The organism is Azospirillum thermophilum (assembly GCF_003130795.1).
Classification (GTDB): domain Bacteria; phylum Pseudomonadota; class Alphaproteobacteria; order Azospirillales; family Azospirillaceae; genus Azospirillum; species Azospirillum thermophilum.
The window spans coordinates 1721993-1747677 of record NZ_CP029353.1 but is presented as its reverse complement, the minus strand read 5'-3'; the positions used below and the strand labels follow the sequence as shown (position 1 = coordinate 1747677).

Sequence of the window (25685 nt, the reverse complement as noted above, 5' to 3'; positions counted from 1 at the left end):
CGCGGGAGCCGGCGGCCCGGGGAATAAACCGGCCGGCCGGTCGTCCATGAAGCAGACAGACGACGCCGGCGGTGCCCCGACCATGCCCTTGCCCGAGATCGACGACCGCGCCATCGCCGCGCATGTGCCGCGGCTGAGGCGCTACGCCACCGCCCTGGTCGGCAACCGGCATGATGCCGACGACCTCGTGCAGGATTGCGTGGAGAAGGCGCTGGCCAACCGCCATGCGCTGCGCGATCCGTCCCGGCTCGGCGGCTGGCTGCTGTCGATCCTGCACAACCTGCATGTCTCGGGCGTGCGCGGGCGGCGGCGGCGCGGGGCCGAGATCCCGGTGGAGGAGCTGGCCGACGATCTGGCGCTGAGCGCCCAGCCGTCGGACCGCGGGGCGGTGCGCGACTTCGTGCGCGCCTTCGCCCGTCTGTCGGAGGAGCATCGCACCATCCTGCTGCTGACCGGTCTGGAAGGCCTCTCCTACCGCGAGGTGGCGGAGGTGCTGGAAGTGCCGATCGGGACCGTGATGTCGCGGCTGGCCCGGGCGCGGGAACGGCTGCGCGTCCTGCTGGACGGCGGGACCGAGCAGGTGGTGAGGAGGATCAAGTGATGGGGAGCGAACGAGACGACCGGCCCACCGACCCCGTGACCGAGGCCGACCTGCATGCCTGGCTGGACGGCGAGCTGCCGGAGGAAAGGCTGGAGGCGGTGGAACGACATCTCGCCGCCAACCCGGAGCTGGCCGCCCGGTTCGAGCGCTACCGCACGCAGCGGACGATGCTCGGCACCGCCTTCGGTCCCCTGATCGACCGTCCGGTGCCGGAGCGGCTGGCCCCGCCCTTCGCCGGCCGGCCGGCGGACCTGCCGGACGGGGCGGGCCAGGGGACGGGCCAGGGGATGGGCCGGGGGATGGGCCGGGGGATGGGCCAGGGGACGGTGCAGGGGATCGGGCGGCCTCCCGCCCGCAGGCCCGCCGTCTGGGGCGCCGCGCTGGCGGCCTCGCTCCTCCTCTTCGTCGCGGGCGGCGCCTCGGGCTGGCTGCTGCGCGACCGCATGGGCGCGCGCGATGCCGTGGCGGCGGCCTCCTTCGTCGCCGACGCCGTGTCGGCCCATCGCGTCTTCGCGGTGGAGGTGCGCCACCCCGTCGAGATCGGCGGCGACCAGGAGAGCCATCTGGTGAGCTGGCTGTCCAAGCGCCTCGGCAAGCAGCTCCGCTGTCCGCCGCTCGGCAAGCGGGGGTACGAACTGGTCGGGGGGCGGCTGCTGGCCGATGCCGACGGGCCGGCCGCGCAACTGATGTATCAGGATGCGGCAGGTCGCCGCATCACCCTCTATATCCGACCCTCCCCCAATGCCCCGGGGATGGCCTTCCGCTATACCCAGGACGGAGGCCTGCTGGCGGCCTATTGGCGGGACAACGGCTTGGCCCTGGCCGTTACGGGCGACCTCGACCGGGCAACCCTTTCGGGGATAGCCGAGGAGGTCTATGGCGCGTTGAACTCCTAGCGTCCACGCACTTATGCACAGGAATGTTGCCGCAACCCTCTATCGTTTCCAGTCGTCATCTGGTAGCTTCCTCCCCGGCTGGCACAAAATGTTGCGGCTTATGGAAAACGGCTGTCCGGCCGGAGGCCATAAGGACGCTCCAAAGCATCAGACAGCGGATCGGGAGTACGCGGGGATGAGTTGGACGGATGAAAGGGTGCAGCGACTTAAGGAGCTGTGGTCCCAGGGCCTGAGTGCGAGCGAGATCGCCGACATGCTGGGTGACATCACCCGCAACGCGGTGATCGGCAAGGCGCACCGCCTCGGCCTGTCGGGCCGCCCGTCGCCGATCAAGAAGAAGCCGTCGCGCGGGGCGACGATTCTGGCTTTGACCGAGCGCATGTGCAAATGGCCGGTCGGCGACCCCAAGCACCAGGATTTCCATTTCTGCGGCAAGCAGGCCCTGCCGGGTCTGCCCTATTGCGCCGAGCACGCCGCGCTGGCCTATCAGCCCAGCTCGAGCAGCAAGAAGGCGCGCGACGAGGACCGGTCGTCCGGCGACCGCAGCGTCGGCGTCGCCTGAGAGACCGGCTGTCGCGGCCGGCTCCGTCGAGGGCGCGCGGAAACAGGCCTCTGCAACGGACGGGATCCGCTGGCTTTCGGGGGGGAGCCGGGGAGACCGGGAACCGGTGGTGCCAGCCCTGACCGGGAGCACCGTTGCGGACGGGACCACCGACGCGCGCCGGCCGGCCTGACGGCCCGCATCCGGCCCGCCGGAGCAGTCTCCGGACCTCACGCCGGACCTTTCACGGGGGCCGGACGTCACACGAGAAGGGTCCCGGCCGCCTTCCAGGTGCCGACGACCAGCGCGACGGAGACCGCCGTCGCGACGGCGCTGATCCCGAGACCGGTGGCGACCGCCAGCCCGTCGCGCGCCAGCAGCCCCATGGCGATCACCAGCACGGCAAGCGCCGGCAGCGTGTTGCCGAAGGGGATCGGCAGGGCGATCAGAACCCCCATCAGCAGAATCACGACCCCCAGCGGGCGTCGCACCGTGTCCCGCGTCAGCGCCGGGGAACGCGTCCGCAGCCTCGCCTCCACCCGCTCGATCACCGGGGCGGCCTTGCCGACGACGGCGTGCAGCAGGCTGCGCCTGACCCGGCGCCGGCCGATCCAGCCGGGGATGCGCAGCGCGTCGTAGCCGACCACCATCTGGGCCGCCACCACCGCCAGCAGGCTGCCGAACAGGAATCCGGCCGGCAGGCCGGGGCTGGGCACCAGCGCCGGGATCGCCAGGGTCAGCAGCAGGAAGGCCGGGGCGCGGTCGCCGAGATGCTCGACGAGCTGCTCCAGGCTCGGCCGTTCGTCCGTCAGCCGATCCATCACCCGCCGCAGCGCCGCCGCCGTTCCGTCGATCCCCGTCATCTCCCTCTCCGCCTCCGTCTCCGTCGTGTCGTACCGCCTCAACCATTTGGGGGCGGCGGCGGTTCTGAAAAGAGGTGGGGGCGGCGGCGCTTGACGCACGTCAACGCGTCCCCGCACGGCCAGGGTTAAGATCGCCGTGTCCCGTCCGACGGAGGGGGGAGGCTCGGCCATGCTGCGGCACCATCGGGTCCATGCGGAGCTCGGCTCGCTGAAGGCGGAGCTGGAACGGCTGGCGGTCGCCCGGCCCGACCCGCCGCTCGCCCCCGAACCGTCCGCCGGGCAGGAGCTTCCGTCCGAACCTCCGCCCGAAGCCCCATCCGGAACCGAAGCCGCCGAAGCCGCCGAAGCCGCCGAAGCCGGACGCCTGCTCGCCGAACTGCGTGACACGCTGTCCGACGCCGGCGGGGAGGCGGAGGCGGTCATCGCCCGGCACCCGCTGGCGGCGGTCGCCGGGGCCTTCCTGCTGGGCATCGCCGTCGGGCGCGTCTGGGGAGTCCTGCGATCATGATTCCGTCCCCCGCGGTCTTCGACCGCCTGACCCGGAACCTGCACGTCCTGTGGCGGGCCGACAGGCTCATCGCCGACATCCATCTCCGGCATCTGATCGCCCGGTCGGGCCTTGCCGCGCTGGCCGGTCTGGTCGCCGCCTTCGGGCTGGTGATGCTGGGCGTTGCGGCCTATCTCGCGCTGGAGCGGATCTGGGGCCCCATCGGGGCCGCGGCGGCGGTCGGGGCGGCGGCCATGCTGCTCGCCCTCCTGCTGCTGCTGGTCGCCGCCCGGATGGGGCCGGGGCGCGAGCTGGAGGTCGCCCTGGAGGTGCATCGCGCAGCGCTCGACGCCGTGGCCGCCGAGGCGCGGACCGCCGGGGCGGAGGTCGCCGGGATCGGCAATGCGTTGCGCCATCCGCTGGACGCCGCCCTTCCCGGCCTGATCGTGCCGCTGGCGACCGTCCTGCTGAGGATGCTGCGCAAGCCGCCGCCTGCCACCTGAGACGGGCGCCATCATCGGGGCGCCATCATCGGGGCGCCATCATCAGGGCAAAGAAAAAGCGGGGCGCCGAAGCGCCCCGCTCGTTCGTTCGAAGAGCCCCGCCGGTGCGTCAGGACCAGGCGGCCATCTTCTTCTGCAGGTTCTCGTCCAGCTTGTCGAGGAACTGCTTGGTGGTCAGCCAGGGCTGCTCCGGGCCGATCAGGATGGCGAGGTCCTTGGTCATGTAGCCGGACTCGACCGTCTCGACGCAGACGCGCTCCAGCGTCTGGGCGAACTTCACGACGTCCGGGGTGTCGTCGAACTTGCCGCGGTAGGCCAGGCCCTGCGTCCAGGCGTAGATCGAGGCGATCGGGTTGGTCGAGGTCTCCTTGCCCTTCTGGTGCTCGCGGTAATGGCGGGTCACCGTGCCGTGGGCGGCCTCGGCCTCGACGGTCTTGCCGTCCGGCGTCACCAGCACCGAGGTCATCAGGCCCAGCGAGCCGAAGCCCTGCGCCACCACGTCGGACTCCACGTCGCCGTCGTAGTTCTTGCAGGCCCAGACGAAGCCGCCCTCCCACTTCAGGGCCGAGGCGACCATGTCGTCGATCAGGCGGTGCTCGTAGACGAGGCCCTTCGCCTTGAACTGGGCGGCGTAGGTCTCGTCGAAGACCTTCTGGAAGATGTCCTTGAAGCGGCCGTCATAGGCCTTCAGGATCGTGTTCTTGGTCGACAGGTAGACCGAGTAGCCGCGCTCCAGCCCGTACATGAAGCTGGAGTGGGCGAAGCCCTCGATCGACTCGTCCAGGTTGTACATGCCCATGGCGACGCCGGCGCTCGGGAAGTCGAACACCTCGTGCTCGATGCCCTCGCCGCCCTCGGCCGGGGTCCACTTGATCGACAGCTTGCCGGCGCCCGGCACGACGAAGTCGGTGGCCTTGTACTGGTCGCCGAAGGCGTGGCGGCCGATGATGATCGGCTTCGTCCAGCCCGGCACGTAGCGCGGGACGTTCGAGCAGACGATCGGCTCGCGGAAGACGGTGCCGCCCAGGATGTTGCGGATGGTGCCGTTCGGCGACTTCCACATCTTCTTGAGGTTGAACTCCTTCACCCGCGCCTCGTCCGGGGTGATGGTCGCGCACTTCACGCCGACGCCGTACTGCTTGATGGCGTTGGCCGACTCGACCGTAACCCTGTCGTCGGTCGCATCGCGGTTCTCGATGCCCAGGTCGTAGTACTTCAGGTCGATGTCGAGGTAGGGCAGGATCAGCTTGTCTTTGATGAACTGCCAGATGATGCGCGTCATCTCGTCGCCGTCGAGCTCGACGACCGGATTGGCTACCTTAATCTTGGTCATGGGTGCGAGATCTCCCCGAACGGGTAAGGGCGTTGTCTTTCCTACGGTGCCGGGCGCGTTATCCAGCGAACGCTTGTTGCCGGGAAAGCCGTCGCGAGACGCTCCCCCGGTACCCCGGGCGGAAATGAATCGGCGTTATATAGCACTGGCCTGATCAGGAAAGAAAGCTGCGGCGAGCCCGCAGGTCCCAATGTCGCACGACAAGTGGAACCGAAGGCCAGTGGTAAGACCAGTGGGCCCGGCGCGCCTTCACAGCTTGCGCGGCTGGATGGGAACCGCCGGGTCCGGCTGTTCCTCCAGCGCGGTGAAGACGTCGTCGATATGGTCGACCACGCGATAGAGCCGGCTGCGGTCGATCCGGGCGAATCCCTCGGCCACCATGTGGTCGATCAGCGCCAGCAGGGGGCGCCAGTATCCGTCCACGTCGGCGATCAGGATCGGCTTGTCGTGGAGCTGGAGCTGGCGCCAGGTCAGGATCTCGAACGCCTCGTCCAGCGTTCCGAGTCCGCCCGGCAGCACGACGAAGGCGTCCGACTGCTCGGCCATCATGCGCTTGCGGGTGTGCATGCTGTCGACGACGTGCAGCTCGGTCAGGCCGGTGTGCTCCACCTCGGCCGACTGGATGTGCTCGGGGATGATGCCGACCACCTCGCCGCCGGCCGCCAGCGCGGCGTCGGCGACGATGCCCATCAGCCCGACCCGGCCGCCGCCGTAGACCAGCCGGATGCCGCGCCGCCCGAGCCCGTCGCCCAGCGCATGGGCGGCCTGCTTGTGGATGTCGGCGACGCGGCTGGAGGCGCCGCAATACACGCAGACGGAGCTGGGGATCTTCATCGCTCACCCTTTCTTGCCGATGGGGCCGGCCATCCTATGCGGTTCGGCGAATTGATCGGCCCGCGGACATTTTCATCTCTCATCATGGAATAACGGACGGACGTCCGTCGTCCACCCCTGCAGCGGCCGTTCGCGCGACCGCCAATCATCCAGGGCTTTCATCGCATCGGGAGGGATCACATGAGCCTGCGCGTCGTCAACGCCCTTGCGGCCGCTTCCGTTTCCGCACTTCTCGTCGTCGGCCTGTCCGGGGCGGTCTCCGCCGCCGACCCGGCCGCCGACCCGGCTGCCCAGGTGAAGGAGCGCCAGCAGTCGATGAAGAAGATGGGCGGCGGCATGCAGGCCATCTCCAAGTTCGTGAAGAACGAGGGCGCCACCGCCGCCGACGCCGCGGCCGGGGCGGAGGCCGTCGCCTCGGTCGCCAAGATGGATCCGAAGGGGATCTTCCCGCAGGGCACCGCCGTCGGCGTCGCCGACAGCGCCGCCAAGCCCGAGCTGTGGGCGAGCTGGGGCACCGCCGAGCAGCGCTGGACCGCCATGCGTCCGGCGGTCGAGAAGCTGGTCGAGGCCACCAGGGGCGGCGACCGCACCCAGGTCGCCCAGGCGCTGGCGGCCACCTCCAAGACCTGCGGAAGCTGCCACGAGGACTTCCGCGTCAAGAAGAACTGATCCGCCATGCGGCGTCCCGCCCGACGTCTTGCCCGACGTCTTGCCCTGGTCCTGCCGGTCGTCCTCGGGACGGCCGGCGGGGCCTTCGCCCAGTCTCCCCCGCCGCGCCCGCGGAGCCGGCCGTGCCGGTGGCTGCGGATCCGCGGTCCGGCGATCCGGTCGGCCGCGGCGCCTACCTGTTCCGCGCCGCCGGCTGCCTCGGCTGCCATACGGACGAGAAGAACGGCGGGACGCCGCTGGCCGGCGGGCGGGGGCTGGCGACGCCCTTCGGCACCTTCTATTCGCCCAACATCACGCCGCATCCCGAACGCGGCATCGGCCGCTGGACGGACGCCGACTTCATCCGCGCCTTCCGCAAGGGCAAGCGGCCGGACGGCGCCTCGCTCTTCCCGGTCTTCCCCTATGCCAGCTACACGCGGATGACCGACCGCGACCTGCTGGACCTCAAGGCCTATCTGTTCGCCCAGCCGCCGTCCGAAGCGGTGAACAAGGCGCACGACGTCTGGCCGCCCTTCTCCTGGCGCTTCCTCGTCCCGGTCTGGCAGGCGATGTACCTGACCCCCGGCCCGGTGCCGGACGATCCCGGCAAGCCGCCGGAATGGAACCGCGGCCGCTATCTGGTCGACGCGCTGGGCCACTGCGCCGAATGCCACAGCCCGCGCACGCTGCTCGGCGGGCTCGACGCCGACCGCTATCTCGCCGGCAACCCCGAGGGGCCGGACGGCGACGAGGTGCCCAACATCACCGCGCACAAGACCGAGGGGATCGGCGACTGGACGCCCGGCGACATCACGCTGCTGCTCGAACTCGGCCTGACGCCGGACGGCGACGTGGCGGGCGGCGCGATGGGCGAGGTGATCCGCAATTCGACCTCCAAGCTGACGGCGGAGGACCGCTCGGCCATCGCCGCCTACCTGCTGAGCGTGCCGCCGAAGGAGTGAGGACGGTCCGCGTTCTTTGGGGCTGCCCATTCAGCCCGATGCGGCTGTTCTGTCGGCGCACCTCCTTCTGGTACAGTTGACGCCGCCGGGATTTCTCCGGCGGCAAGGCAGGGTAGGACCGTGACGGCGGGTGCGACGGTGAAGCGCAACATCCTGTTGGGCGGCCTGGCGGCGGCGGCGATCGCCGCAGGCGCCGGCTATGCCCTGTGGCAGCGACCGGCGGCGATGCCGGACGGCGCCGCCGGACCGGCCGCCGGCGCCGCTGCTTCCCGGCCGGCCTCCCAGCCGCCCCTCCAGCCGCCCTCCGCCGGCTCCGCGCCCGCCCAGGCCGCGGCATCGCAGCCGGCGTCCCCCGCGGCGCAGCCGCCCGCCGGTCCCTCCTTCGACGTGGTGCGGATCGCGCCGGACGGATCGGCCGTCATCGCCGGGCGGGCGGCGCCGGGCTCCTCGGTCACGGTGCGCGACGGCGCGCGGGTCCTCGGCACCGCCAAGGCCGATGCGCGCGGCGAATGGGTTCTCCTGCCGGACGATCCGCTGGCGCCGGGCACGCGCGAGCTGTCGCTGAGCGAGACCCGGACCGACGGACAGACGCTCGCCGCCGACAGGCTGGTCGTCGCCGTGGTGCCGGACCGGCCCGCCGCCGGCACCGCCGCCGCGGGGACGACGGGCGCGCTCGCCGTCGCGGTGCCGCGCGACCCGCCGCCGCCGGGGGCGGGCGTCGCCATGGGCGGCAGCTCCCTCCTGCAGGCGCCGCCGGTCCCGGCCGGGGCGGAGCAGGGCGCGCCGGTGCCGCCGGGCGGCGTCTCGGTGGAAACCATGGACTACGACGCCGCGGGCCGCGTGGCGCTCGGCGGGCAGGCGCGGCCCGGGGCCACGGTGCAGCTCTATCTCGACAACATCCTGGTCGGACGCGCCTACAGCGATCCAAAGGGCCGCTGGCGTCTCAGCCCGGAACGGGTCATCGATCCCGGCCTCTACACCCTGCGCGCCGACCAGCTCGGCGAGGCCGGCAAGGTCACGGCGCGGATCGAGCTTCCCGTACAGGTCACCGCCGTTCCTGCGGCCCTCGCCGCCAGCCTGACCGACGGCAAGAGCGTGGTGGTCCAGCCGGGCAACAGCCTGTGGCGCATCGCCCGCCGCACCTACGGCGACGGGGTGCTCTACACGACGATCTACCAGGCGAACCGCAGCCAGATCCGAGACCCCGACCTGATCTATCCCGGCCAGATCTTCGCCCTGCCGGCGACGAACTGAGCCGCCGGCCCGCCCGCGCCGGTCCGCCTGGGCGTCAGCCCTGCGGCGGCGTCCGGCCGACGGCGGCCCAGCCCGCCGGGGCGAGGCGCATGACCTCCGGCCCGCTGCCCTCCGGGTTGGGCTGCAGCTCGACCAGCTCGCGGTTCTCGAACCAGGCCCAGCGCGTCACCTCGCCGATGGTCGGCGTCCAGCCGTCCGCCATCCGCCGCAGCACCTCCAGGTCGGCGGCGGCGATGGGGAACTTCGGTTTCGCCGCCGGTCGCGCCCCCCGGGCCGGCTCGGCGGCGGGGGCGTCGCTGCCGGCGCGGGCGCGGATCCAGTCGGTCTGATAGCTCCGCAAGGCCTGTTCCAGGTCCATGCGCGCCCCCTCGGTCGGGCAGCGCAGGTAGGAGTCGAGCAGATGGTGCAGCGTTTCCTTCGGGTCCTTCATCGCGTCGCTCACCCAGGTGAAGAGATTGATCCGGCCGGTGCGGCCCAGGGGCGTCACAGCCAGCCGATCTTGCGGAAGCGGCGGTACAGCGTGCCGCACACCACCGCGATCAGCACCAGCACCGCCGGATAGCCGTAGCGCCAGTGCAGCTCCGGCATATGCTCGAAATTCATGCCGTAGAGCCCGGCGATCGCCGTCGGCACCGCCAGGATGGCGGCCCAGGCGGCGAGCCGGCGCGTCACGTCGTTCTGCCGCGCGGCGGCCAGAACCATGCTCGTCTCGAAGGTGAAGGACAAGAACTCGCGCAGCGAGCCGATCTGCTCGTTCACGCGGATGACGTGGTCCTGCACGTCGCGGTAATAGGGCCGCATCTCCGCGTCGATGATCGGCAGCTCGAACCGCTCCAGCCGCGAGCACACCTCCAGCAGCGGCGAGGCGGCGCGGCGCAGCCGCTCCAGGTCGCGGCGGAGCTGGTGGACCCGCTCGACCTCCGCCATCGTCGGCTGGCGGACGAGCAGCGTGTCCTCCATGCCGTCGATCACCGCGGCCATCTCGTCCAGCACCGGGCCGTAGCAGTCCACCACATAGTCCATCACGGCATAGACGACGAAGTCCTCGCCGTGGCGCAGCAGCCTGGGCGTGCTCTCGCACCGCGCCCGCACCGGCGAATAGGAGGTGGAGGCGCCGTGCCGCACCGTGACGACATAGCCGGGGCCGGCGAAGACATGCGTCTCGCCCAGCACCAGCCGTCCCCCGTCCAGCGGCTCCTCGCCCAGGCGGGCCGTGCGCAGCACCATGAAGAGGCTGTCGCCATAGACGTCCAGCTTCGGGCGCTGGTGGGCGTGCAGCGCGTCCTCCACCGCCAGCTCGTGCAGGCCGAACTGGTTCTTCACCTCCATCAGCAGCGCCTCGTCCGGCTCCAGCAGGCCGATCCAGACGAAGTGCCCCTCGGTCGCGGCCCAGCGCCCGGCCTCGGCGATCGGCACGTCGGCGACCCGGCGGCCGTCGCAATAGGCGGCGCTGGCGACGATGACGTTGCGCACGGACCCGTGCGGGGAATGGGGGGAGGGCTGGTCGGTCATTCGGAGCGCGGCAGGTCGTTGGGTCGCGCACTTTAGGACGGGCCGCGGCCTTCCGTCGATGGTCGCGCGACGACCGCCCGGCGCCGCTGTTGGGGCGGCACAGGGTCGAAGCACGACCGCGACGATAAGGAAAGGGACGGGAACGATGCGCTACGGGATCACGGCGGTGGCGGCGCTGGCCCTGCTCGGGCTGGGCGCCTGCAGCGACATGGGCGGGCTCGGCGGGGCGCCGGAAGGCCAGGCCGGCGGGCAGACCGGCGGCCAGACCGGCGGGCAGGGCAGCGGGCAGGGCAGCGGAGCGACGGCCGGCGGCACGGGGGCGCCGGACGGCTCCTCCGCGTCGGGCTCCTCCGCCCCGGCCTCGCGCAGCACGGGACAGGCGGCGTCGCCGGCCAACAACCGGACGGAGGCGATGTCGCGGCGGGGCAACCCGGCGAGCAGCGCCTATCCGGGGTCCCTGTCGGGCGAGTCCTGGCGCCCGCTCGACAGCGACGCGCCCGGCGCCAACTGACCGGGGCGGCGGCGGCCGGCGGAGTTCCCGGCGCGGACGGGCGTAGCCGGGAGGGGAGGGAGGCTTCCGCCCCGCCGCCGCCCTGCCCATCTCGGGAAGAGGCCGCCTTTTCCGGAGCGCCGCACCGATGCCCTCCCCCCAATCGCCCCCCTTCGATCCCGGCAACGTCGGCCGCATCACCGCAGACGAGCAGGTGGATGCGTTGCGCACATTGATCGCCGTCTTCGCCACCTCCGTGGTGCGGCCGGGCCGGCCGCGGCCGCGCAACGCCGTCACCGCCGAGATCATCGACATCCTCGACCAGGTGCCGGCCGATCAGGCGGAGGCGGTGGCCCAGCTCTTCACCATGATGACGCTGCGCCTGCGCCGCCGCGCCCGGCCGCGCCACACCGCCTTCCGGCTGGCGCTGGAGACGGCGCTGCTGGCGCGCGGCTACACCGGCGCGCCGCCGCCGCCGAACGAGGGCGCCTATGTGCTGGCGGACCGTCCGGGCCTCGCGGCGATCGACCCCGCCTGTTCGGACCTGCTGGGACGGATGGCCGCGGTGCCGCAGGCGGAACACCGCGCCTGGCTGACGGCCCAGGTGATCGCCTGCGGCCTGATCGATGCGGAGCAGCGCCACACGCTGGGCGGGGCCGACCGCGACCTGGGCGACCTCGCGGTGGCGGAATTCCTGGTCCGCGCCGCCGCCCAGTACCTCGCCTCCACCGCCGGGCCGGCGCCGCAGGGCGGCCCCCCACCGCGAAAGGGATGACCATTCCGACACCCCGGCTAGGCGCTCGCGCCGGTTGACGCGGCCCGCACGGGCCGGCCAAGCTGGCGCGCATGGGGCGGGGGCGCCTCCCCTCGGGGTGCGCCCCCGTCCCCCAATGGATGAGGGAGTGGGGGAATGGCCCGCTTTACGGGCGTCTACGGGTTTCCGGAGTCGGCGGAGCCGGCGCAGCGTCTCGCCCAGGTCCTGGGCATCCCTTGCCACATCGCCGACCTGCACCGCTTCCCCGACGGGGAGAGCCTCGTCCGGCTGCCGCAGCCGGTGGAGCGCGCCATCGTCTACCGCTCGCTCGACCGGCCGAACGACAAGCTGGTGGAGCTGACGCTCGCCGCCTCCGTCCTGCGCCGCCAGGGAGCGGCGGAGCTGTGCCTCGTCGCCCCCTACATGGCCTACATGCGCCAGGATGCCGTCTTCCGGCCGGGCGAGCCGGTGAGCCAGACCGTCATCGGCGACCTGCTGGGCCGCTGTTTCGACAGCTTCGTCTGCGTCGAGCCGCACCTGCACCGCACGCCGACCCTGGAGTCGGTCTTCATCGGCCGCCCCGCGGTCGCGTTGAGCGGCGCCGGCCCGATCGCCGCCCGGCTGCGGGCGGAGGGCGTGCCGGCCGACGCGGTGGTGATCGGCCCCGACGAGGAGGCCGCACCGCTGGTCGAGGGGGTTGCCCGCCCGCTCGGCCTGCTGCCCGTCGTCGGCCGCAAGGTGCGGCGCGGCGACCGCGACGTGACCGTCGCCCTGCCGGAGGACGCGCCGCTGGCCGGCCGGCCGGTGGTGATCGTGGACGACGTCATCAGCTCCGGCGAGACGATCTTCTCCTGCGCCCGGGCGGCGCGGGCCATGGGGGCGGCCTCCGTCCGCGTCTTCGGCGTCCATGCCCTGTTCGGCGGGGAGATCTCCCGCCGCTTCGAGGCGGAGGGTCTGGGGGTGCCGCTCTCCTGCGACGGCGTCCCGCATCCCACCAACGCCCTGCCCCTGGCCGAGCTGATCGCCGGCGCGCTCGCCGGGCTGTGACGGAGCCGCCGCATGTCACGGGCATGCGGCGGCCGGTCCCGGCTGCGACGGGCTGACTATGGGTGGCGGTTTGGTGTAAGCTTCCGGCAAATCCCTGGTACCTCGGGCGTGGTAGCCCGATCGTCGGTCACCGGGGGGCGTGGAGGCACCGGATGGGAAAGGTCACCGATATCGTCATTCGGATGGCCCGCAAGCTGACCGAGGACATCGCGGCGCTGGCCCGCCAGCGCGATGCCGGCACGCCGAAGACGTTCCCGCGTTTCCGCGAGATCCGCAACGCGCACCTCGATATCCAGGGACTGATCTTCTCCATCCAGGAGCGGATCCCGGAGACGGGCCAGGAGCTGCCGGAGAACTTCTCGCAGTGGGTGATCCGGCAGAAGCTGGGCGACATCGCGATCTTCACCGACATCAGCTACGCCTTCATCAGCGACCCGCCGCTGGCGCTGACCAGCTCGCTCGGCGCCTACGACGTGCTGCTGGCGGAGCAGAAGGCCTTCCGCGAGACGCTGGCGGCCTTCGACATGATGCTGATGGAGGCGGGCATCGACGACAAGACCGCCGACGAGCTGGACGCCACCCGCTCCAAGATCGAGAAGATCCTGGAGATGATCGAGACTCTCCTGGTCAAGAGTCCCAAGATCCTGGAAGAATTCTGATGGCGGCGGCCCCCCAGCCTCCGGACGGCGGGTCGAGCGCGCACCGGCCCCGCGGGACCGGCGGCGCGGCGGCGTCCCGCGCGGCGCGGCGCATCCCCTGGCTGGTCCTGGTCGGGTCCCTGCTGCTGACGGTCGTCGCCTGGCAGTTCACGCTGCGCACGGTGGCGATGGACGCCAACCACCGCTTCGCCCATCGGGCCGAGGACCTGCATGTCCGGATCGGCAACCAGCTCCGGGCCTACGAACAGGTGGCGCGCACCGCCGCCGCCATGATGGCCGCGGTGCCGGGGGTCGACCGGGCGGACTGGTTCCGCTTCGTCGACGGCATGCAGCTCGAAAGCGGCTTTCCCGGCATCGCCGCGGTCGCCTGGGCCCGCGCCTTCCCGGTCCAGGCGACGGCGCAGGTGGTGGCCGAGGCGCGGCTGGGCGGCGCCACCGGCTTCCGGGTGTGGCCCGAGACGGGCGGCCCGCTGCGGGTGGTCAACTATTTCACCGCCCCGGCGAACCCGGCGAACGAGCGCGCCCTCGGCTTCGACTTCCTGTCGGAGCCGGTCCGCCGCGCCGCGATCGAGCGGGCGCGCGACACCGGCGAGCCGACGGTCACCCGCGCCATCACCCTGAAGATCGACGAGACGAGCGGCGCCCAGCCCGCCTTCATCATCTTCCAGGCGACCTACCGGGGACCGGCGGTGCCCCGCTCGGTCGAGGAGCGGCGGGCGGCCTTTTCCGGCGCGGTGCTGACCCCCGTCCGCTTCGGCCCGCTGGTCGAGGGCGTGGTCGGCGCGGCCGGCGACCTGTCGGTGGAGTTCTTCGACGGGCCGGCGGAGGAGGCGGAGTTCCCCCTCTACCGCAGCCACCGGCCGGGCGGGGAGCAGGCGGCGTTCCGCCTGGTGCGGGAGGTGGCGGTCGGCGGCCGGGTCTGGACGGTGCGCTACGAATCGCACGGCGATCCGGGGGACGGTTTCCACCGCTGGGTCCCGATGCTGGTCCTGGCGATCGGGCTGGCGGTCAGCGGCTTCCTCTTCACCCTGCTGTGGGCGCTGATCACCACGCGCAGCCGGGCGCTGGTCATGGCGGAGGAGATCACCGCCTCGCTGCGCCGGCAGGAGGCGGAGCGCCAGCAGCTCTTCCATCAGGCGCCGCTCGGCGTGGCGCTGATCGGCGGCGACGGGCTGATCGTCGACTGCAACCCGGCCTTCGCCCGGATGGTCGGCGCCCAGCAGGACGACCTGATCGGGGTGGACGTCCGGCTGCGCGCCGGCGACGTCGGGCTGGTCGGCGCCGTCGAGGAGGCGATCGGCGGGCGCAGCGGCAAGCTGGAGATCGACCAGGTCCTGCTGTCGGGCGGCCGGCGCGGCCATTTCAGCATCCATCTCCAGCCGGTGACGATGGACGGCGGGCTGCTGTTCGTCCTGGCCTTCGTCGAGGACATCGGCGAGAAGCGCCGGGCGGAGCAGCACATCCAGTATCTCGCCCATTTCGATGCGCTGACCGGCCTGCCGAACCGCGTCCTGCTGTTCGACCGCATCGGGCAGGCGCTGAAGCAGGCGCGGCGCGAGGGCACCAAGGTCGCCCTGCTGTTCATCGACCTCGACCGCTTCAAGGTGATCAACGACAGCCTCGGCCATTCCTTCGGCGACGAGGTGCTGCGCTCGGTCGCGCGGCGGCTGCAGGCCGGGCTGCGGGAATCGGACACGGTCGGCCGGCTGGGCGGCGACGAGTTCCTGATCGTGCTGCCGGGCCTTGCGGAGGCTGCCGACGCCGCCGCCGTGGCGGAGAAGGTGGTGGCCCATCTCGCCAGCCCCTTCGCGGTGGGCGGCCAGAGCTTCGTCGTGTCGCCCAGCATCGGCATCAGCCTGTTCCCGGACGACGCCGACGATCCGGAAGGCATGATCCGCTGCGCCGACATCGCGATGTACCATGCCAAGGACGGCGGCCGGAACGCCTACCGCTTCGTCACCAAGGAGATGGGCGCCCGCTCGCGCGAGCGCATGGATCTGGAGGCGAGCCTGCGGCGCGCGATCCGCGGCGGCGAGCTGTTCCTGGTCTTCCAGCCGCAGGTGCGCATCTCCGACGGCCGGCTGATCGGGGTGGAGGCGCTGGTGCGCTGGCGCCATCCGCATGACGGGCTGATCCTGCCCGACCGTTTCCTGCCGATCGCCGAGGAGACCGGGCTGATCGTGGCGCTGGGCGACTGGGTGCTCTACGAGGCCTGCAGCCAGATCCGCCGCTGGCGGACCAAGCTGAACCTGACGATCCCCATCGCGGTGAACGTGTCGGGCGCCCAGTTCCGCGACGGGCAGCTTCCCGCCAAGGTGTCGCGCGCGCTCGACGCCAACGGCCTGCGCGGGCCGGAGCTGGAGGTCGAGGTGACCGAGAGCACGCTCATCGACGACGTGCCGGGCGCCGTCGCCACGCTGCAGGCGCTGAAGGAGCGGGGGGTGCAGGTGGCGCTGGACGATTTCGGCACCGGCTACTCGTCGCTCAGCTACCTGCACCGCTTTCCGATCGACAAGCTGAAGATCGACCGCTCCTTCATCCAGGACCTGACGGGGCAGGGGGCCGACTCCACCGTCCCGCGCGCCGTCATCGGCCTCGGCCACAATCTCGGCCTGTCGGTCATCGCCGAGGGGGTGGAGACCGAGGCGCAGCTCGCCGTCCTGCGCGAGTTGCGGTGCGAGAGCTACCAGGGCTTCCTCTACAGCCGCCCGGTCACCGCCGACGAGTTGGAGCCCCTGCTGACCCGGCAGCCCGTCGACGCGGCGTGACCGGCCGCCTCCCCAGTCGCAGGTCCCCCAGTCGCCGGCCCCTCACTCCCGGAAGGTGACTTCGCGCTCGCTGGTCGCCAGCCAGGCCGGCTTGGCGTTGTGGCCCAGCGTGCGCCGGCCATAGCCGAGGTCGGCGTCGCCGCGGCGGCGTTCGACCGCCCGGTCGGGATGCGGTTCGTGCCAGGTGTGGCGGGGCTCCCCGCTGCGCACCCAGCCGCGGGCGATCGCCGCGCCGGCCAGCACGCCGAAGCCGGCGACCAGCGCGGCGCTGATCCAGGGATGCATCTGCGCCTCGGTATAGAGGCTGGTCTCGCGCACGAAGCGGTGCCGTCCGGCGCGGGTGCGGCCATCGCCGGCCGGACCGTAGAGCGCGTCGCCGCGCTGCCGCTTCGGCCCGCCCGCCCGCTGCCAGCGGGTCAGCGTCCGTTCCATCGCATAGTCGGTGAGGCGCGGCATGAAGGTCTCGCTCAGCGAGAACAGCTTGGCGGCGCTGCCGACATAGAGGTCGCGCACCGGATGCTCCGCCGCGTGCAGGATGGCCTTGGCGACCAGCTCCGGCGCATAGACCGGGGCGGGGTTCAGCGGCTCCGACTCCAGCAGGTTGCGGGCGTGCTCCTCGTAGAGCGTGTCGATGGCCGCCGGCTTGATCAGCGTGACGGAGATGTGGGCGTCGTCGGCCTCCAGCTCCATGCGCAGCGCGTCGGTGAAGCCCTTCACCGCATGCTTGGCGGCGGAGTAGGGACCCTGGAGCGGGATGGCGCGGTCGGACAGCGCGCTGCCGACGTTGATCAGCGCCCCGCCGTTGCGGCGCAGATGCGGCAGGGCGGCGATGCTGCCGTTGACCACGCCCCAGTAGTCGGTCTCGAACAGGCGGCGGTGATCCTCGACCGGCGTCTCCTCGATCCGGCCGTAGATCGAGACGCCGGCATTGTTCACCCAGCAGTCGATGCCGCCATGGGTGCGGACCGCGAGGTCGGCGACCTGCTTCAGGGCCGCCGGGTCGGCCACGTCGGCGACGCAATGGACGGCGTCGCCGCCGTCCGCCCGGATCTCCTCGCACAGCCGGCCCAGCGCGTCGCGGTCGCGGGCGGTCAGCACCAGCCTGGCTCCGCGCTGCGCCGCCATGCGGGCGGTGGCGAGCCCGATGCCGCTGGTCGCCCCGGTGATGACGATGGTCTGGGCGTCGATGGGTTTCAGGGTAAGGCGCATGCGTGGCGCTCCTCTTGTCGGGTTGGCCCGGAAAAGGGGGATTGCGCAGGTGAACAGGATCGGCGCCCGAGCGTTTCCCCACCGTGGCCCGAGGCGTTGAGCCGGGGCGGCCATTCGGGGCGGCGATCCGCGGATGCTGTCCGGGCGGGCACTGACTTTTGTCCAGTTGGCGCTGGCGGCATCCGCTCCACTTACAGGTTCTACGAAAGCAAAAAGGGGAAATGCGCCGATGCAGGGAGGAGCGACGGCACGGCTGCCGGACCCGGGGGAAGGGCTGGCCGCGCGGTACAGCCGCGTGCGCGCCGGGACCATGGCGCTGGCCGAAGGGCTGTCGGCGGAGGATATGACGGTCCAGTCGATGCCCGACGCCAGCCCCGTCAAATGGCACCTCGCGCATACGAGCTGGTTCTTCGAGACCTTCCTGCTGACGCCGGGCCTGCCCGGCTACCGGCCCTTCCACCCCTCCTTCGGCTATCTGTTCAATTCCTATTACGAGGCGGTCGGCGCGCGGCATCCGCGGCCGATGCGCGGCCTGCTGACCCGCCCCGGCGTGGCGGAGGTGATCGCCTACCGCCGCCATGTCGACGAGGCGATGGCGGCCCTGCTGGCGCAGGGGCGGGAGGAACCGGCGGCGCTGGTGGCGCTCGGCCTCGCCCATGAGGAGCAGCACCAGGAGCTGATCGTCATGGATCTGCTCCACCTGCTGTCGCTGAACCCGCTCGCCCCCGCCTGGAAACCGATGCGCCGCCCGGCGCCCTGCGAGGCCGACCCCGGCCGCTGGCTGTCCTTCGACGGCGGCATCCGCTCCATCGGCTGGGACGGCAGCCATCACGGCAGCCATTGCGGGGGCGGCTTCGCCTTCGACAACGAGGGGCCGCGGCACGAGGTGCTGCTGCGCCCCTTCCGCCTGTTCTCCCGCCCCGTCACCAACGGCGAATGGCTGGCCTTCATCGAGGCGGGCGGCTATGGCGAACCGTCCCTCTGGCTGTCCGACGGCTGGGCGGCGGTGCAGGCCCAGGGCTGGCAGGCGCCGGCCTATTGGCGCCGCCGCGACGATGGCTGGACCGGATTCACCCCGGCCGGCGACCTGCCGTTCGATCCCGACGCGCCGGTCTGCCACGTCAGCTTCTACGAGGCGGACGCCTTCGCCCGCTGGGCCGGCAAGCGCCTGCCGCTGGAGGCGGAGTGGGAGGTCGCGGCCGAGGGGCTGGAGCCGGCCGGCAACACGCTGGGCAGCGGCCTGCTGCGTCCCGCGGCGGCACCGGCGCGGCGGGACGGCCGGCCGGGCCAGATGTTCGGCGACGTGTGGGAATGGACCGCCAGCGCCTATTCCCCCTATCCCGGCTTCCGTCCCGCCGCCGGCGCGGTCGGCGAATACAACGGAAAGTTCATGGCGAACCAGATGGTCCTGCGCGGCGGCTGCTGCGCGACGCCGGACGGACATGTGCGCGCCAGCTACCGGAACTTCTTCTACCCGCACCAGCGATGGATGTTCGCCGGGGTGCGCCTAGCGGAGGATGCGTGATGGATGGACTGTACCCGGAGCACCAGGAGCGGACGAGCAGCCGCGGCGCCGCGACGGCCCGTGCCCGGCAGACGCAGGAGTCCGGCTTTCTGGAGGACGTCTTCGCCGGCCTGTCCGCCCCGCGCAAGAGCCTGCCCTGCAAGTATTTCTATGACCGCGAGGGCTCGGCGCTGTTCGACGCGATCTGCGCGCTCGACGAATATTACCCGACCAGGACAGAGACGGCCCTGCTGCGCTCCCGCGCGGCGGAGATCGCGGCGCTGGCCGGGCGATCGGCGGCGCTGATCGAGCTCGGCAGCGGGTCCAGCGTGAAGGTGCGGCTGCTGCTCGACGCCTTCGACCGGCCGGCGCTCTACATCCCCGTGGACATCTCGCGCGAGCATCTGATGATCTCCGCCGCCCGGCTGGCCGGCGACTACCCGGCGGTGACGGTGGTCCCGGTGGCGGCCGACTATGTCCAGGGCTTCGCCCTGCCGGCCGGCGTGGCGGCGGAGCGGGCGGTGGTCTTCTTCCCCGGCTCGACCATCGGCAATTTCCGGCCCGGCGAGGCGATCGGCTTCCTGCGCGGGCTCGGCACGCGGCTCGGCCGCGGGGTCCGGCTGCTGGTCGGGGTCGACCTGCGCAAGGACAAGGCGGTGCTGGAGGCCGCCTATGACGACGCCCGCGGCATCACCGCCGCCTTCAACCTGAACCTGCTGGCGCGCATCAACCGGGAGCTGGACGGCACCTTCGACCTCGCCCGCTTCGCCCACCGCGCCCTCTACAACGAGCTGCGCGGCCGGATCGAGATGCATCTCGTCAGCCTCGCCGACCAGACGGTGCGCGTCGGCGGCCGGGCCTTCCGCTTCCACCGCGGCGAGACCATCCATACCGAGAATTCCTACAAATATTCGGTCGGCGGATTCCGCCGTCTGGCCGCGCGCGCCGGCTGGCAGGCGGAGCGGAGCTGGACCGACCCGAAGGGGCTGTTCAGCCTCCATTGGATGGTCTGGCCCGGCTGACGGGAACAGCGGCGGGGCTGGCGGGTTGTCCTGGCAACGATTTCCAACGACCGGACGATCCGATGGCTGACAAGACCGACATCTTCGCCCGCATCAAGGCGGACCACGACACCATCCGCGCCCTGCTGGAGAAGACCGAGACGGCGAACGGCAGCGGCCGTGCCGTCTATGAGGATCTGCAGCGCGAGCTGTGGGCCCATTCCAAGGTCGAGGAGGGCGTCTTCTACGCCGCCCTCGCCAAGGCCAAGGAGGCGCGCGAGGAGACGGTGGAGGGGCTGAACGAGCATCACCTGATCAACACCCTGCTCGACGAGCTGAACGCGATGAAGACCGGCGACACCGGCTGGTCGGCCAAGCTGCAGGTGCTGGGCGAACTGGTCCGCCACCATCTGGACGAAGAGGAGGAGGAGCTGTTCGAGGAGGCGCGCGACTATCTCGACGACGACCGCGCCGGTGAACTCGGCAGCCTCTATGCGGAGCGCAAGGACCACGCCATGGCGGCGCTGGCCCCGCTGCCGAAGTGACGTCCGCCGGGGCCGGCCGCCGCGGCCCCGTCGCAATTCCACTGTTGCGCCATGCCCGGACGGACCTCCGGGCATGGCGTTTCGTTTTCCGGGACGGGGCGGTTACGCCGCCGTCTTCTTGGACAGGGTGATCTTCGGCTCCTCGCCCTTCAGCAGGCGGCGGATGTTGGCGTCGTGCCGGATGAAGACCAGCACGGCGATGAACAGGCAGAGGCCGGCGACCAGCCCGCCGCCGAAGTACCAGCCGACGAGCGGGCTCAGTCCCAGCGCGGTCAGCGCCGACAGCGACGAGATGCGGAACAGCAGCGCCATGGCGAGCCAGGTCAGGCAGGCGATGATGCCGACCGGCCAGGAGATCGCCAGCAGCACGCCGAGCGCCGTGGCGACGCCCTTGCCGCCCTTGAAGCCCAGCCAGACCGGGAAGGTGTGGCCCAGCATGGCGCCGCCGGCGGCGACGGCCGCCGCCTCCGGCCCTGCCCAGGCCAGCGCCAGCAGGGCGGCGATGGCGCCCTTGCCGCTGTCGAGCAGCAGGGTGGCCAGCGCCAGCGGCTTGTTGCCGGTGCGCAGCACGTTGGTGGCGCCGATGTTGCCGGAGCCGATCTTGCGGATGTCGCCCAGCCCGGCCAGCCGGGTCAGGACGAGGCCGAACGGGATGGAGCCCAGCAGGTAGCCGAGGACGGACGAGGCGATGATCTCGAACACCGGGATCAGCCCTCGTGCTGCCAGACGGTGCGGCCGTCGACGACGGTGCGCAGCGGGCGGCCCTGGACCGGCCGGTTCTCGAAGGGCGAGTTCTTGGACTTGGACCTGAAGCGGTCGACGTCCACCCGCCACGGCACCTCCGGATCGAAGGCGACGAGGTCGGCCGGCGCCCCCTTGGCGATGCGGCCGAGCGGCAGGTCGAGGATCCGCGCCGGCTTCACCGTGACGCAGGCCAGCGCGTCGAGCAGCGACAGCTTGCCCTTGTGGACCAGTTCCAGCGTCAGCGGGAACAGCGTCTCCAGCCCGATGACGCCGAAGGCGGCCTGGCCGAAGGGCAGGCGCTTCTGGTCCTGGTCCTGCGGCACATGGTCGGACGCGATGGCGTCGATGGTGCCGTCGGCCAGTCCCTCGACGATGGCGCGGCGGTCCATCTCGCCGCGCAGCGGCGGCGACACCTTGGCGAAGGTGCGGTAGTCGCCGACGTCCGTCTCGGTCAGGGCGAAGTAATGCGGGGCGGTGTCGCAGGTCACCCGAAGGCCGCGGGCCTTGGCGCGGCGGATCAGCTCCACCGACTCCGAGGTCGTGACATGGGCGAAGTGCAGCCGGCCGCCGCTCAGCTCCAGCAGGCGCAGGTCGCGCTCGATCATGATGATCTCGGCCTCGCGCGGGATGCCGACGAGGCCGAGCCGGGTGGCGATCTCCCCGGAGTTCATCATGCCGCCCGAGGCCAGCGACGGCTCCTCCGGATGCTGGACGATCAGCTTGTCGAAGGTCCTGGCGTAGCTCAGCGCCCGGCGCATCGTCTTGGCGCTGGCGATCGCCCGCGTGCCGTCGGTGAAGGCGACGGCGCCGGCGCGGGCCAGCAGGCCCATCTCGGTGATCTCGTCGCCGCGCGCCCCCTGGGTGGCGGCGGCATAGGCGAAGACCTTGACCAGCTTCACCTCGCGGGCGCGCCGCGCGATGAACTCCAGCCCCGCCACCTCGTCCAGCACCGGGTCGGTGTTGGGCAGCAGCACCATGGCGGTGATGCCGCCGGCCACCGCGGCGCGCGAGGCGCTCTTGATGGTGTCCTTCTCCTCCTCGCCGGGCTCGCCGATCAGGACGCGCATGTCGACGAGGCCGGGGGCGAGCGCCGCGCCGCCGAGGTCGACCACCTCGATCCCCTCCGGCACGCCGTCGCCGAACAGCGACGGGCCGAAGTCGGCGATGCGCGCGCCTTCGGTCAGCAGGGCGCCGCGCTGGTCGAGGCCGGTGGCGGGGTCGAGCAGGCGGGCGTTGACGTACGCAACGCGGGCGGTCATGTCAGGCATTGGTCCCCCGGCGGTCGCGGGTCAGCAGGTCGAGCACGGCCATGCGGACGGCCACGCCCAGTTCCACCTGGTCGAGGATCATGGAGCGCTTGAGGTCGTCGGCGACCTCCGAGTCGATTTCGACGCCGCGGTTCATCGGACCGGGATGCATGATCACCGCGTCCGGCTTCGCCACCTCCAGCTTCTCGTAGTCGAGGCCGTAGAAGTAGAAGTACTCGCGCGTCGAGGGGACGTACTGGCCGCTCATCCGCTCGGTCTGCAGGCGCAGCATCATGACGACGTCGGCATCCTTCAGGCCGGTCTTCATGGAGTGGTGCACCTCCACCCCCAGCCGCTCGATCTGCGAGGGCAGCAGCGTGGGCGGGGCGACGCAGCGCACCCGCGCGCCCATGGCGTTCAGAAGATGGATGTTCGAGCGCGCGACGCGGCTGTGCAGGATGTCGCCGCAGATCGCCACGATCAGCCCGTCCAGCCGGCCGAGCCGGCGGCGGATCGCCAGCGCGTCGAGCAGCGCCTGGGTGGGGTGCTCGTGGTGGCCGTCGCCGGCGTTGATCACCGAGCAGTTGACCTTGTCGGCCAGCAGCTTCACCGCCCCCGACTCGGCATGGCGGACCACCAGCGCGTCGAGGTGCATGGCGTTCAGCGTCATCGCCGTGTCGATCAGCGTCTCGCCCTTCTTCACCGAGCTGCCGTCGGACGACATGTTGATGACGTCGGCGCCCAGCCGCTTGCCCGCCAGCTCGAAGCTGGTGCGGGTGCGGGTGGAGTTCTCGAAGAACAGGTTCACCTGGGTCCGGCCGGCGAGCAGCGAGGACTTCTTCACCGGCTGGCGGTTCTGGTCCACGTAGCTGTCGGCGAGGTCGAGGATCTGGGTGATCTCCCCGGCCCGCAGCCCCTCGATTCCGAGTAGGTGGCGGTGTGGGAAGAGCTGGTCATGGGACGGGATCGCGCTCATGAGCCGCGACTATAGGAGCGGGCCTTTCCGCCCGCAAGGTCACGCAGACGCTCCCGCTTCCCGGAACAGCCAGTCGCGGAAGACGCGCACCTTGGGCCGCTGGAAATAGTGCGGCGGCGCCACCAGCCAGTAGGCGAGGTCGCCGGGCAGGGCGATGTCGAACAGCCGCACCAGCCGGCCGGCGGCGAGGTCGTCGGCCACCAGCGCCCCGCGCGCCAGCGCCACCCCGCCGCCGGTGATCGCCGCCTGCAGGGTCAGCGACGAATCGTCGAACCGTACGCCGCGGGTCACGTCCATCCCGACCCCCGCCGCCTCGCACCAGATCGCCCAGGAGATGCGATAGTCGTCGTGCAGCAGCGTGTGGTGGCGCAGATCCTCCGGCCGGCGGATCGGCGGGTCGCCGTCGCGCAGCGCCGGGCTGCAGACGGCGAACACCTCCTCCGTCAGCAGCCGCTCGGCCTTAAGCCCGGGCCAGTCGCCGCGCCCGAAGCGGATGGCGACGTCGACGTCCTGCCGGGTGAAGTCGACGAGCTGCGCCGTGCTCTGCAGCCGCACGTCGAGCTCGGGATGCTCGGCCTGGAAGCGGGGCAGCCGCAGGACCAGCCACTTGGCGGCGAAGCTCGGCATGGTGCTGATGGTCAGCGCGCCGCTGCCGTCCTTGCGGAACAGCCGGTCGGTCGCCTGCGCCAGCGTGTCGAGCGACTCCGCGACCGGCGCCAGATAGGCCTGCCCGGCCTCGGTCAGCACCAGCGCGCGGTTCATCCGGCGGAACAGCGGCATGCCCAGCCATTCCTCCAGCGCCTTGATCTGGTGGCTGACCGCCGCCTGGGTGACGTGCAGCTCCTCCGCCGCCCGGGTGAAGGACAGGTGGCGGGCGGCGGCCTCGAAGGTGCGCAGCGCATTCAGCGGCGGCAGGCGGCGGAACATGGGCCGGGGGACTCCCGCGCGAGCGGTTTCGGATAAGTTTTCCTAATCGAACATATGAGAAACCGTCGTTTGTCCGCAAGGTTCGGGTGGTCCACTGTTCCCTGCAGGACGAAGCTTCCGGCCGGACAGCGATCCCCGATCCACCTGATGATCCAGAGAAGGAGACCCAGCCATGGCACAGGGCCTGGACACCGGCATTTCCATCCGCGGCGGCCATCCGTCCGCCGGCCTCGTCACCCGCATCCTCGACACGATCCTCCTCTGGCGCGAGCGGCGGCGCCAGCGGCGCGCGCTGGAGGCCCTGCCGGACCATCTTCTGGCCGATATTGGCGTCAGCCGCCTGGACGCTACCTTTGAGGCGGAGAAGCCGTTCTGGAAGGGGTGAATCATGACCGATCACGGGGATAGCGGGGGGGACGCCCGCGGGGTGGAGCGGACGGTCTGGACCGGCGGCTGTGCGTGCGGCAGCGTCCGCTATGAAGTTTCCGCCCGGCCGTCCCCGGTCACCTATTGCCATTGCGGACAGTGCCGCCGCCAGCACGGCCTCGCCGGCGCCTATGTCCAGGTGCCGCGCACCGCCTTCCGGCTGCTGGGGGCCGACACGCTCGCTTGGTACGACTCGTCCCAGGGCATCCGCCGCGGCTTCTGCGCCCGCTGCGGCGGTGGGCTGTTCTGGGACCGGCGGTCGAGCGACGGGATCGATCTCACCGCCGGCAGCCTCGACCAGCCGACCAGCCTGTCCGCCGAGCGCCATATCTGGGTGGAGTTCAAGGCCGACTACGAGACGTTGGGCACGGATGGCCTGCCCCGGCACAGCCGCGACTCCCGGTCGCCGCAGATCGCCGGACCGGCGGGAGAAGCGTCATGACCGGCGCTCCCGTCGACGATGCCTCCCTCGGCGGCGGCTGCCTGTGCGGCGCCGTCCGCTTCACCGTCCCGCACAGGCCGCCGGGGGTGTCGACCTGCCATTGCGGCCAGTGCCGGCGCTTCCATGGCCATGTCGGCGCCTACATCGTGGTGCCGGGGGACAGCGTCGCCATCACCGCGGGCGACTCGCTCGCCTGGTACCACTCCTCCGCCGTCGGCCGCCGCGGCTTCTGCCGTACCTGCGGGTCGTCGCTGTTCTGGCGCGGGGAGGGCAGCGGGGAGCTCGAAATCGCCGCCGGGTGCCTCGACCAGCCGACCGGCCTCAGGACGCTGAGCCATACCTTCGTCGCCAGCAAGGGCGACTATTACGAGATCACCGACGACCTGCCGCAGTACCCGGCGAATGGGCCGGGGGAGACGCCGCCGGCCTGACGCCCCGGCCTTCGCTCCGCGAGTCGCCGATGCCGGTCCGGGAACAGCCGTGACCGGCGTTCCGCCTTGCTCGCATCTGCC

At 71.6% G+C, this 25685-nt stretch carries 29 protein-coding genes; 19 read left to right on the top strand and 10 right to left on the bottom strand.

What is annotated here, in order from left to right:
* The first annotated feature begins 46 nt into the window (after positions 1-46).
* From DEW08_RS14535 to DEW08_RS14525, 3 genes are all read left to right on the top strand, one after another.
* Complete coding sequence (locus DEW08_RS14535; RefSeq protein ID WP_245986277.1) at positions 47-601, top strand: RNA polymerase sigma factor; 555 nt, start codon at positions 47-49, stop codon at positions 599-601.
* Positions 601-1497 carry an anti-sigma factor family protein gene (locus DEW08_RS33175; RefSeq protein WP_109328234.1) on the top strand — a complete coding sequence of 299 codons (897 nt, stop codon included), beginning with the start codon at positions 601-603 and terminating at the stop codon, positions 1495-1497. Before DEW08_RS14535 ends, DEW08_RS33175 begins: the two co-directional genes overlap by 1 nt.
* A gap of 175 nt (positions 1498-1672) precedes the next feature.
* Positions 1673-2059 carry a GcrA family cell cycle regulator gene (locus DEW08_RS14525; protein ID WP_109328232.1) on the top strand — a complete coding sequence of 129 codons (387 nt, stop codon included), beginning with the start codon at positions 1673-1675 and terminating at the stop codon, positions 2057-2059.
* A 239-nt stretch (positions 2060-2298) separates the two neighbouring features.
* On the opposite strand, the gene DEW08_RS14520 is transcribed toward DEW08_RS14525, so the two are convergent.
* Positions 2299-2901: an exopolysaccharide biosynthesis protein gene (locus DEW08_RS14520; RefSeq protein WP_168220365.1), complete on the bottom strand. Its 603-nt coding sequence runs from the start codon at positions 2899-2901 to the stop codon at positions 2299-2301.
* 169 nt (positions 2902-3070) lie between these two features.
* Here DEW08_RS14520 and DEW08_RS31205 point away from each other — a divergent pair, with 169 nt between their 5' ends.
* Positions 3071-3409 (top strand): hypothetical protein, encoded by a 339-nt coding sequence (locus DEW08_RS31205; RefSeq protein WP_168220364.1) that lies wholly within the window; start codon positions 3071-3073, stop codon positions 3407-3409.
* Positions 3406-3891 carry a hypothetical protein gene (locus DEW08_RS14510; RefSeq protein WP_109328228.1) on the top strand — a complete coding sequence of 162 codons (486 nt, stop codon included), beginning with the start codon at positions 3406-3408 and terminating at the stop codon, positions 3889-3891. Before DEW08_RS31205 ends, DEW08_RS14510 begins: the two co-directional genes overlap by 4 nt.
* A gap of 109 nt (positions 3892-4000) precedes the next feature.
* On the opposite strand, the gene DEW08_RS14505 is transcribed toward DEW08_RS14510, so the two are convergent.
* Together DEW08_RS14505 and DEW08_RS14500 are read right to left on the bottom strand one after the other, a co-directional pair.
* Positions 4001-5224 carry an NADP-dependent isocitrate dehydrogenase gene (locus DEW08_RS14505; protein WP_109328226.1) on the bottom strand — a complete coding sequence of 408 codons (1224 nt, stop codon included), beginning with the start codon at positions 5222-5224 and terminating at the stop codon, positions 4001-4003.
* Positions 5225-5473: 249 nt separating this feature from the next.
* Entirely contained in the window at positions 5474-6058 is a 585-nt protein-coding gene (locus tag DEW08_RS14500) for an LOG family protein (protein ID WP_109328224.1), read from the bottom strand.
* Positions 6059-6238: 180 nt separating this feature from the next.
* Here DEW08_RS14500 and DEW08_RS14495 point away from each other — a divergent pair, with 180 nt between their 5' ends.
* The 3 genes from DEW08_RS14495 to DEW08_RS14485 all read left to right on the top strand — a co-directional run bounded on the left by DEW08_RS14495 (position 6239) and on the right by DEW08_RS14485 (position 8922).
* The gene (locus DEW08_RS14495; protein ID WP_109328222.1) at positions 6239-6727 is read left to right on the top strand and encodes a c-type cytochrome; all 489 of its coding nucleotides are present in this window, start codon (positions 6239-6241) and stop codon (positions 6725-6727) included.
* A 122-nt stretch (positions 6728-6849) separates the two neighbouring features.
* Positions 6850-7668 carry a cytochrome c gene (locus DEW08_RS14490; protein WP_109328220.1) on the top strand — a complete coding sequence of 273 codons (819 nt, stop codon included), beginning with the start codon at positions 6850-6852 and terminating at the stop codon, positions 7666-7668.
* 120 nt (positions 7669-7788) lie between these two features.
* The gene (locus tag DEW08_RS14485; protein ID WP_245986275.1) at positions 7789-8922 is read left to right on the top strand and encodes a LysM peptidoglycan-binding domain-containing protein; all 1134 of its coding nucleotides are present in this window, start codon (positions 7789-7791) and stop codon (positions 8920-8922) included.
* A gap of 34 nt (positions 8923-8956) precedes the next feature.
* On the opposite strand, the gene DEW08_RS14480 is transcribed toward DEW08_RS14485, so the two are convergent.
* Together DEW08_RS14480 and DEW08_RS14475 are read right to left on the bottom strand one after the other, a co-directional pair.
* Positions 8957-9409, bottom strand: a complete 453-nt coding sequence (locus tag DEW08_RS14480; RefSeq protein ID WP_245986273.1) for a hypothetical protein — start codon at positions 9407-9409, stop codon at positions 8957-8959.
* Positions 9406-10434: a magnesium and cobalt transport protein CorA gene (locus DEW08_RS14475; protein ID WP_109328218.1), complete on the bottom strand. Its 1029-nt coding sequence runs from the start codon at positions 10432-10434 to the stop codon at positions 9406-9408. The genes DEW08_RS14480 and DEW08_RS14475 overlap by 4 nt, the downstream gene beginning before the upstream one ends.
* Positions 10435-10579: 145 nt before the next feature.
* Here DEW08_RS14475 and DEW08_RS14470 point away from each other — a divergent pair, with 145 nt between their 5' ends.
* The 5 genes from DEW08_RS14470 to DEW08_RS14450 all read left to right on the top strand — a co-directional run bounded on the left by DEW08_RS14470 (position 10580) and on the right by DEW08_RS14450 (position 16152).
* Entirely contained in the window at positions 10580-10945 is a 366-nt protein-coding gene (locus tag DEW08_RS14470; RefSeq protein ID WP_109328215.1) for a hypothetical protein, read from the top strand.
* A 127-nt stretch (positions 10946-11072) separates the two neighbouring features.
* On the top strand, positions 11073-11699 hold the full coding sequence (locus DEW08_RS14465) for a hypothetical protein (protein ID WP_109328213.1): 627 nt from the start codon (positions 11073-11075) through the stop codon (positions 11697-11699).
* Positions 11700-11834: 135 nt separating this feature from the next.
* Positions 11835-12725: a ribose-phosphate diphosphokinase gene (gene prs, locus DEW08_RS14460; protein WP_109328211.1), complete on the top strand. Its 891-nt coding sequence runs from the start codon at positions 11835-11837 to the stop codon at positions 12723-12725.
* 152 nt (positions 12726-12877) lie between these two features.
* The gene (locus DEW08_RS14455) at positions 12878-13384 is read left to right on the top strand and encodes a hypothetical protein (protein WP_109328209.1); all 507 of its coding nucleotides are present in this window, start codon (positions 12878-12880) and stop codon (positions 13382-13384) included.
* Positions 13384-16152, top strand: a complete 2769-nt coding sequence (locus DEW08_RS14450) for a bifunctional diguanylate cyclase/phosphodiesterase (protein WP_109328207.1) — start codon at positions 13384-13386, stop codon at positions 16150-16152. Before DEW08_RS14455 ends, DEW08_RS14450 begins: the two co-directional genes overlap by 1 nt.
* A 42-nt stretch (positions 16153-16194) precedes the next feature.
* Here DEW08_RS14450 and DEW08_RS14445 read toward each other — a convergent pair whose 3' ends face one another.
* Positions 16195-17361, bottom strand: coding sequence for an SDR family oxidoreductase (locus DEW08_RS14445; protein ID WP_109328205.1), 1167 nt, complete (start codon positions 17359-17361; stop codon positions 16195-16197).
* Positions 17362-17590: 229 nt separating this feature from the next.
* Between DEW08_RS14445 and egtB the strand changes: the two genes are divergently transcribed.
* The 3 genes from egtB (at position 17591) to DEW08_RS14430 (ending at position 20411) form a co-directional block, all read left to right on the top strand.
* On the top strand, positions 17591-18886 hold the full coding sequence (gene egtB, locus DEW08_RS14440; protein WP_109328203.1) for an ergothioneine biosynthesis protein EgtB: 1296 nt from the start codon (positions 17591-17593) through the stop codon (positions 18884-18886).
* Positions 18886-19887 carry an L-histidine N(alpha)-methyltransferase gene (egtD, locus tag DEW08_RS14435; RefSeq protein ID WP_109328201.1) on the top strand — a complete coding sequence of 334 codons (1002 nt, stop codon included), beginning with the start codon at positions 18886-18888 and terminating at the stop codon, positions 19885-19887. The genes egtB and egtD overlap by 1 nt, the downstream gene beginning before the upstream one ends.
* 62 nt (positions 19888-19949) lie before the next feature.
* Positions 19950-20411, top strand: a complete 462-nt coding sequence (locus DEW08_RS14430) for a hemerythrin domain-containing protein (RefSeq protein ID WP_109328199.1) — start codon at positions 19950-19952, stop codon at positions 20409-20411.
* Positions 20412-20513: 102 nt separating this feature from the next.
* On the opposite strand, the gene plsY is transcribed toward DEW08_RS14430, so the two are convergent.
* The 4 genes from plsY to DEW08_RS14410 are packed head-to-tail and all read right to left on the bottom strand — an operon-like array spanning position 20514 to position 24305.
* Positions 20514-21122, bottom strand: coding sequence for a glycerol-3-phosphate 1-O-acyltransferase PlsY (gene plsY, locus DEW08_RS14425; RefSeq protein WP_425429121.1), 609 nt, complete (start codon positions 21120-21122; stop codon positions 20514-20516).
* A complete protein-coding gene (locus tag DEW08_RS14420) occupies positions 21119-22414 on the bottom strand; it encodes a dihydroorotase (RefSeq protein WP_109328195.1) in 1296 nt (431 codons plus the stop codon). Before DEW08_RS14420 ends, plsY begins: the two co-directional genes overlap by 4 nt.
* Before the next feature lies 1 nt (position 22415).
* On the bottom strand, positions 22416-23378 hold the full coding sequence (locus DEW08_RS14415; protein WP_109328193.1) for an aspartate carbamoyltransferase catalytic subunit: 963 nt from the start codon (positions 23376-23378) through the stop codon (positions 22416-22418).
* A gap of 39 nt (positions 23379-23417) precedes the next feature.
* Entirely contained in the window at positions 23418-24305 is an 888-nt protein-coding gene (locus tag DEW08_RS14410) for a transcriptional regulator GcvA (RefSeq protein ID WP_109328190.1), read from the bottom strand.
* Positions 24306-24477: 172 nt separating this feature from the next.
* On the opposite strand from DEW08_RS14410, the gene DEW08_RS14405 reads away from it, so the two are divergent.
* From DEW08_RS14405 to DEW08_RS14395, 3 genes are read left to right on the top strand one after another with little or no spacing between them, the layout of a single operon-like run.
* Positions 24478-24690, top strand: a complete 213-nt coding sequence (locus DEW08_RS14405; protein WP_109328188.1) for a DUF1127 domain-containing protein — start codon at positions 24478-24480, stop codon at positions 24688-24690.
* A 3-nt stretch (positions 24691-24693) separates the two neighbouring features.
* Positions 24694-25173 (top strand): GFA family protein, encoded by a 480-nt coding sequence (locus tag DEW08_RS14400; protein WP_109328186.1) that lies wholly within the window; start codon positions 24694-24696, stop codon positions 25171-25173.
* Positions 25170-25604 (top strand): GFA family protein, encoded by a 435-nt coding sequence (locus DEW08_RS14395; protein WP_109328184.1) that lies wholly within the window; start codon positions 25170-25172, stop codon positions 25602-25604. Before DEW08_RS14400 ends, DEW08_RS14395 begins: the two co-directional genes overlap by 4 nt.
* Positions 25605-25685 lie beyond the last annotated feature (81 nt).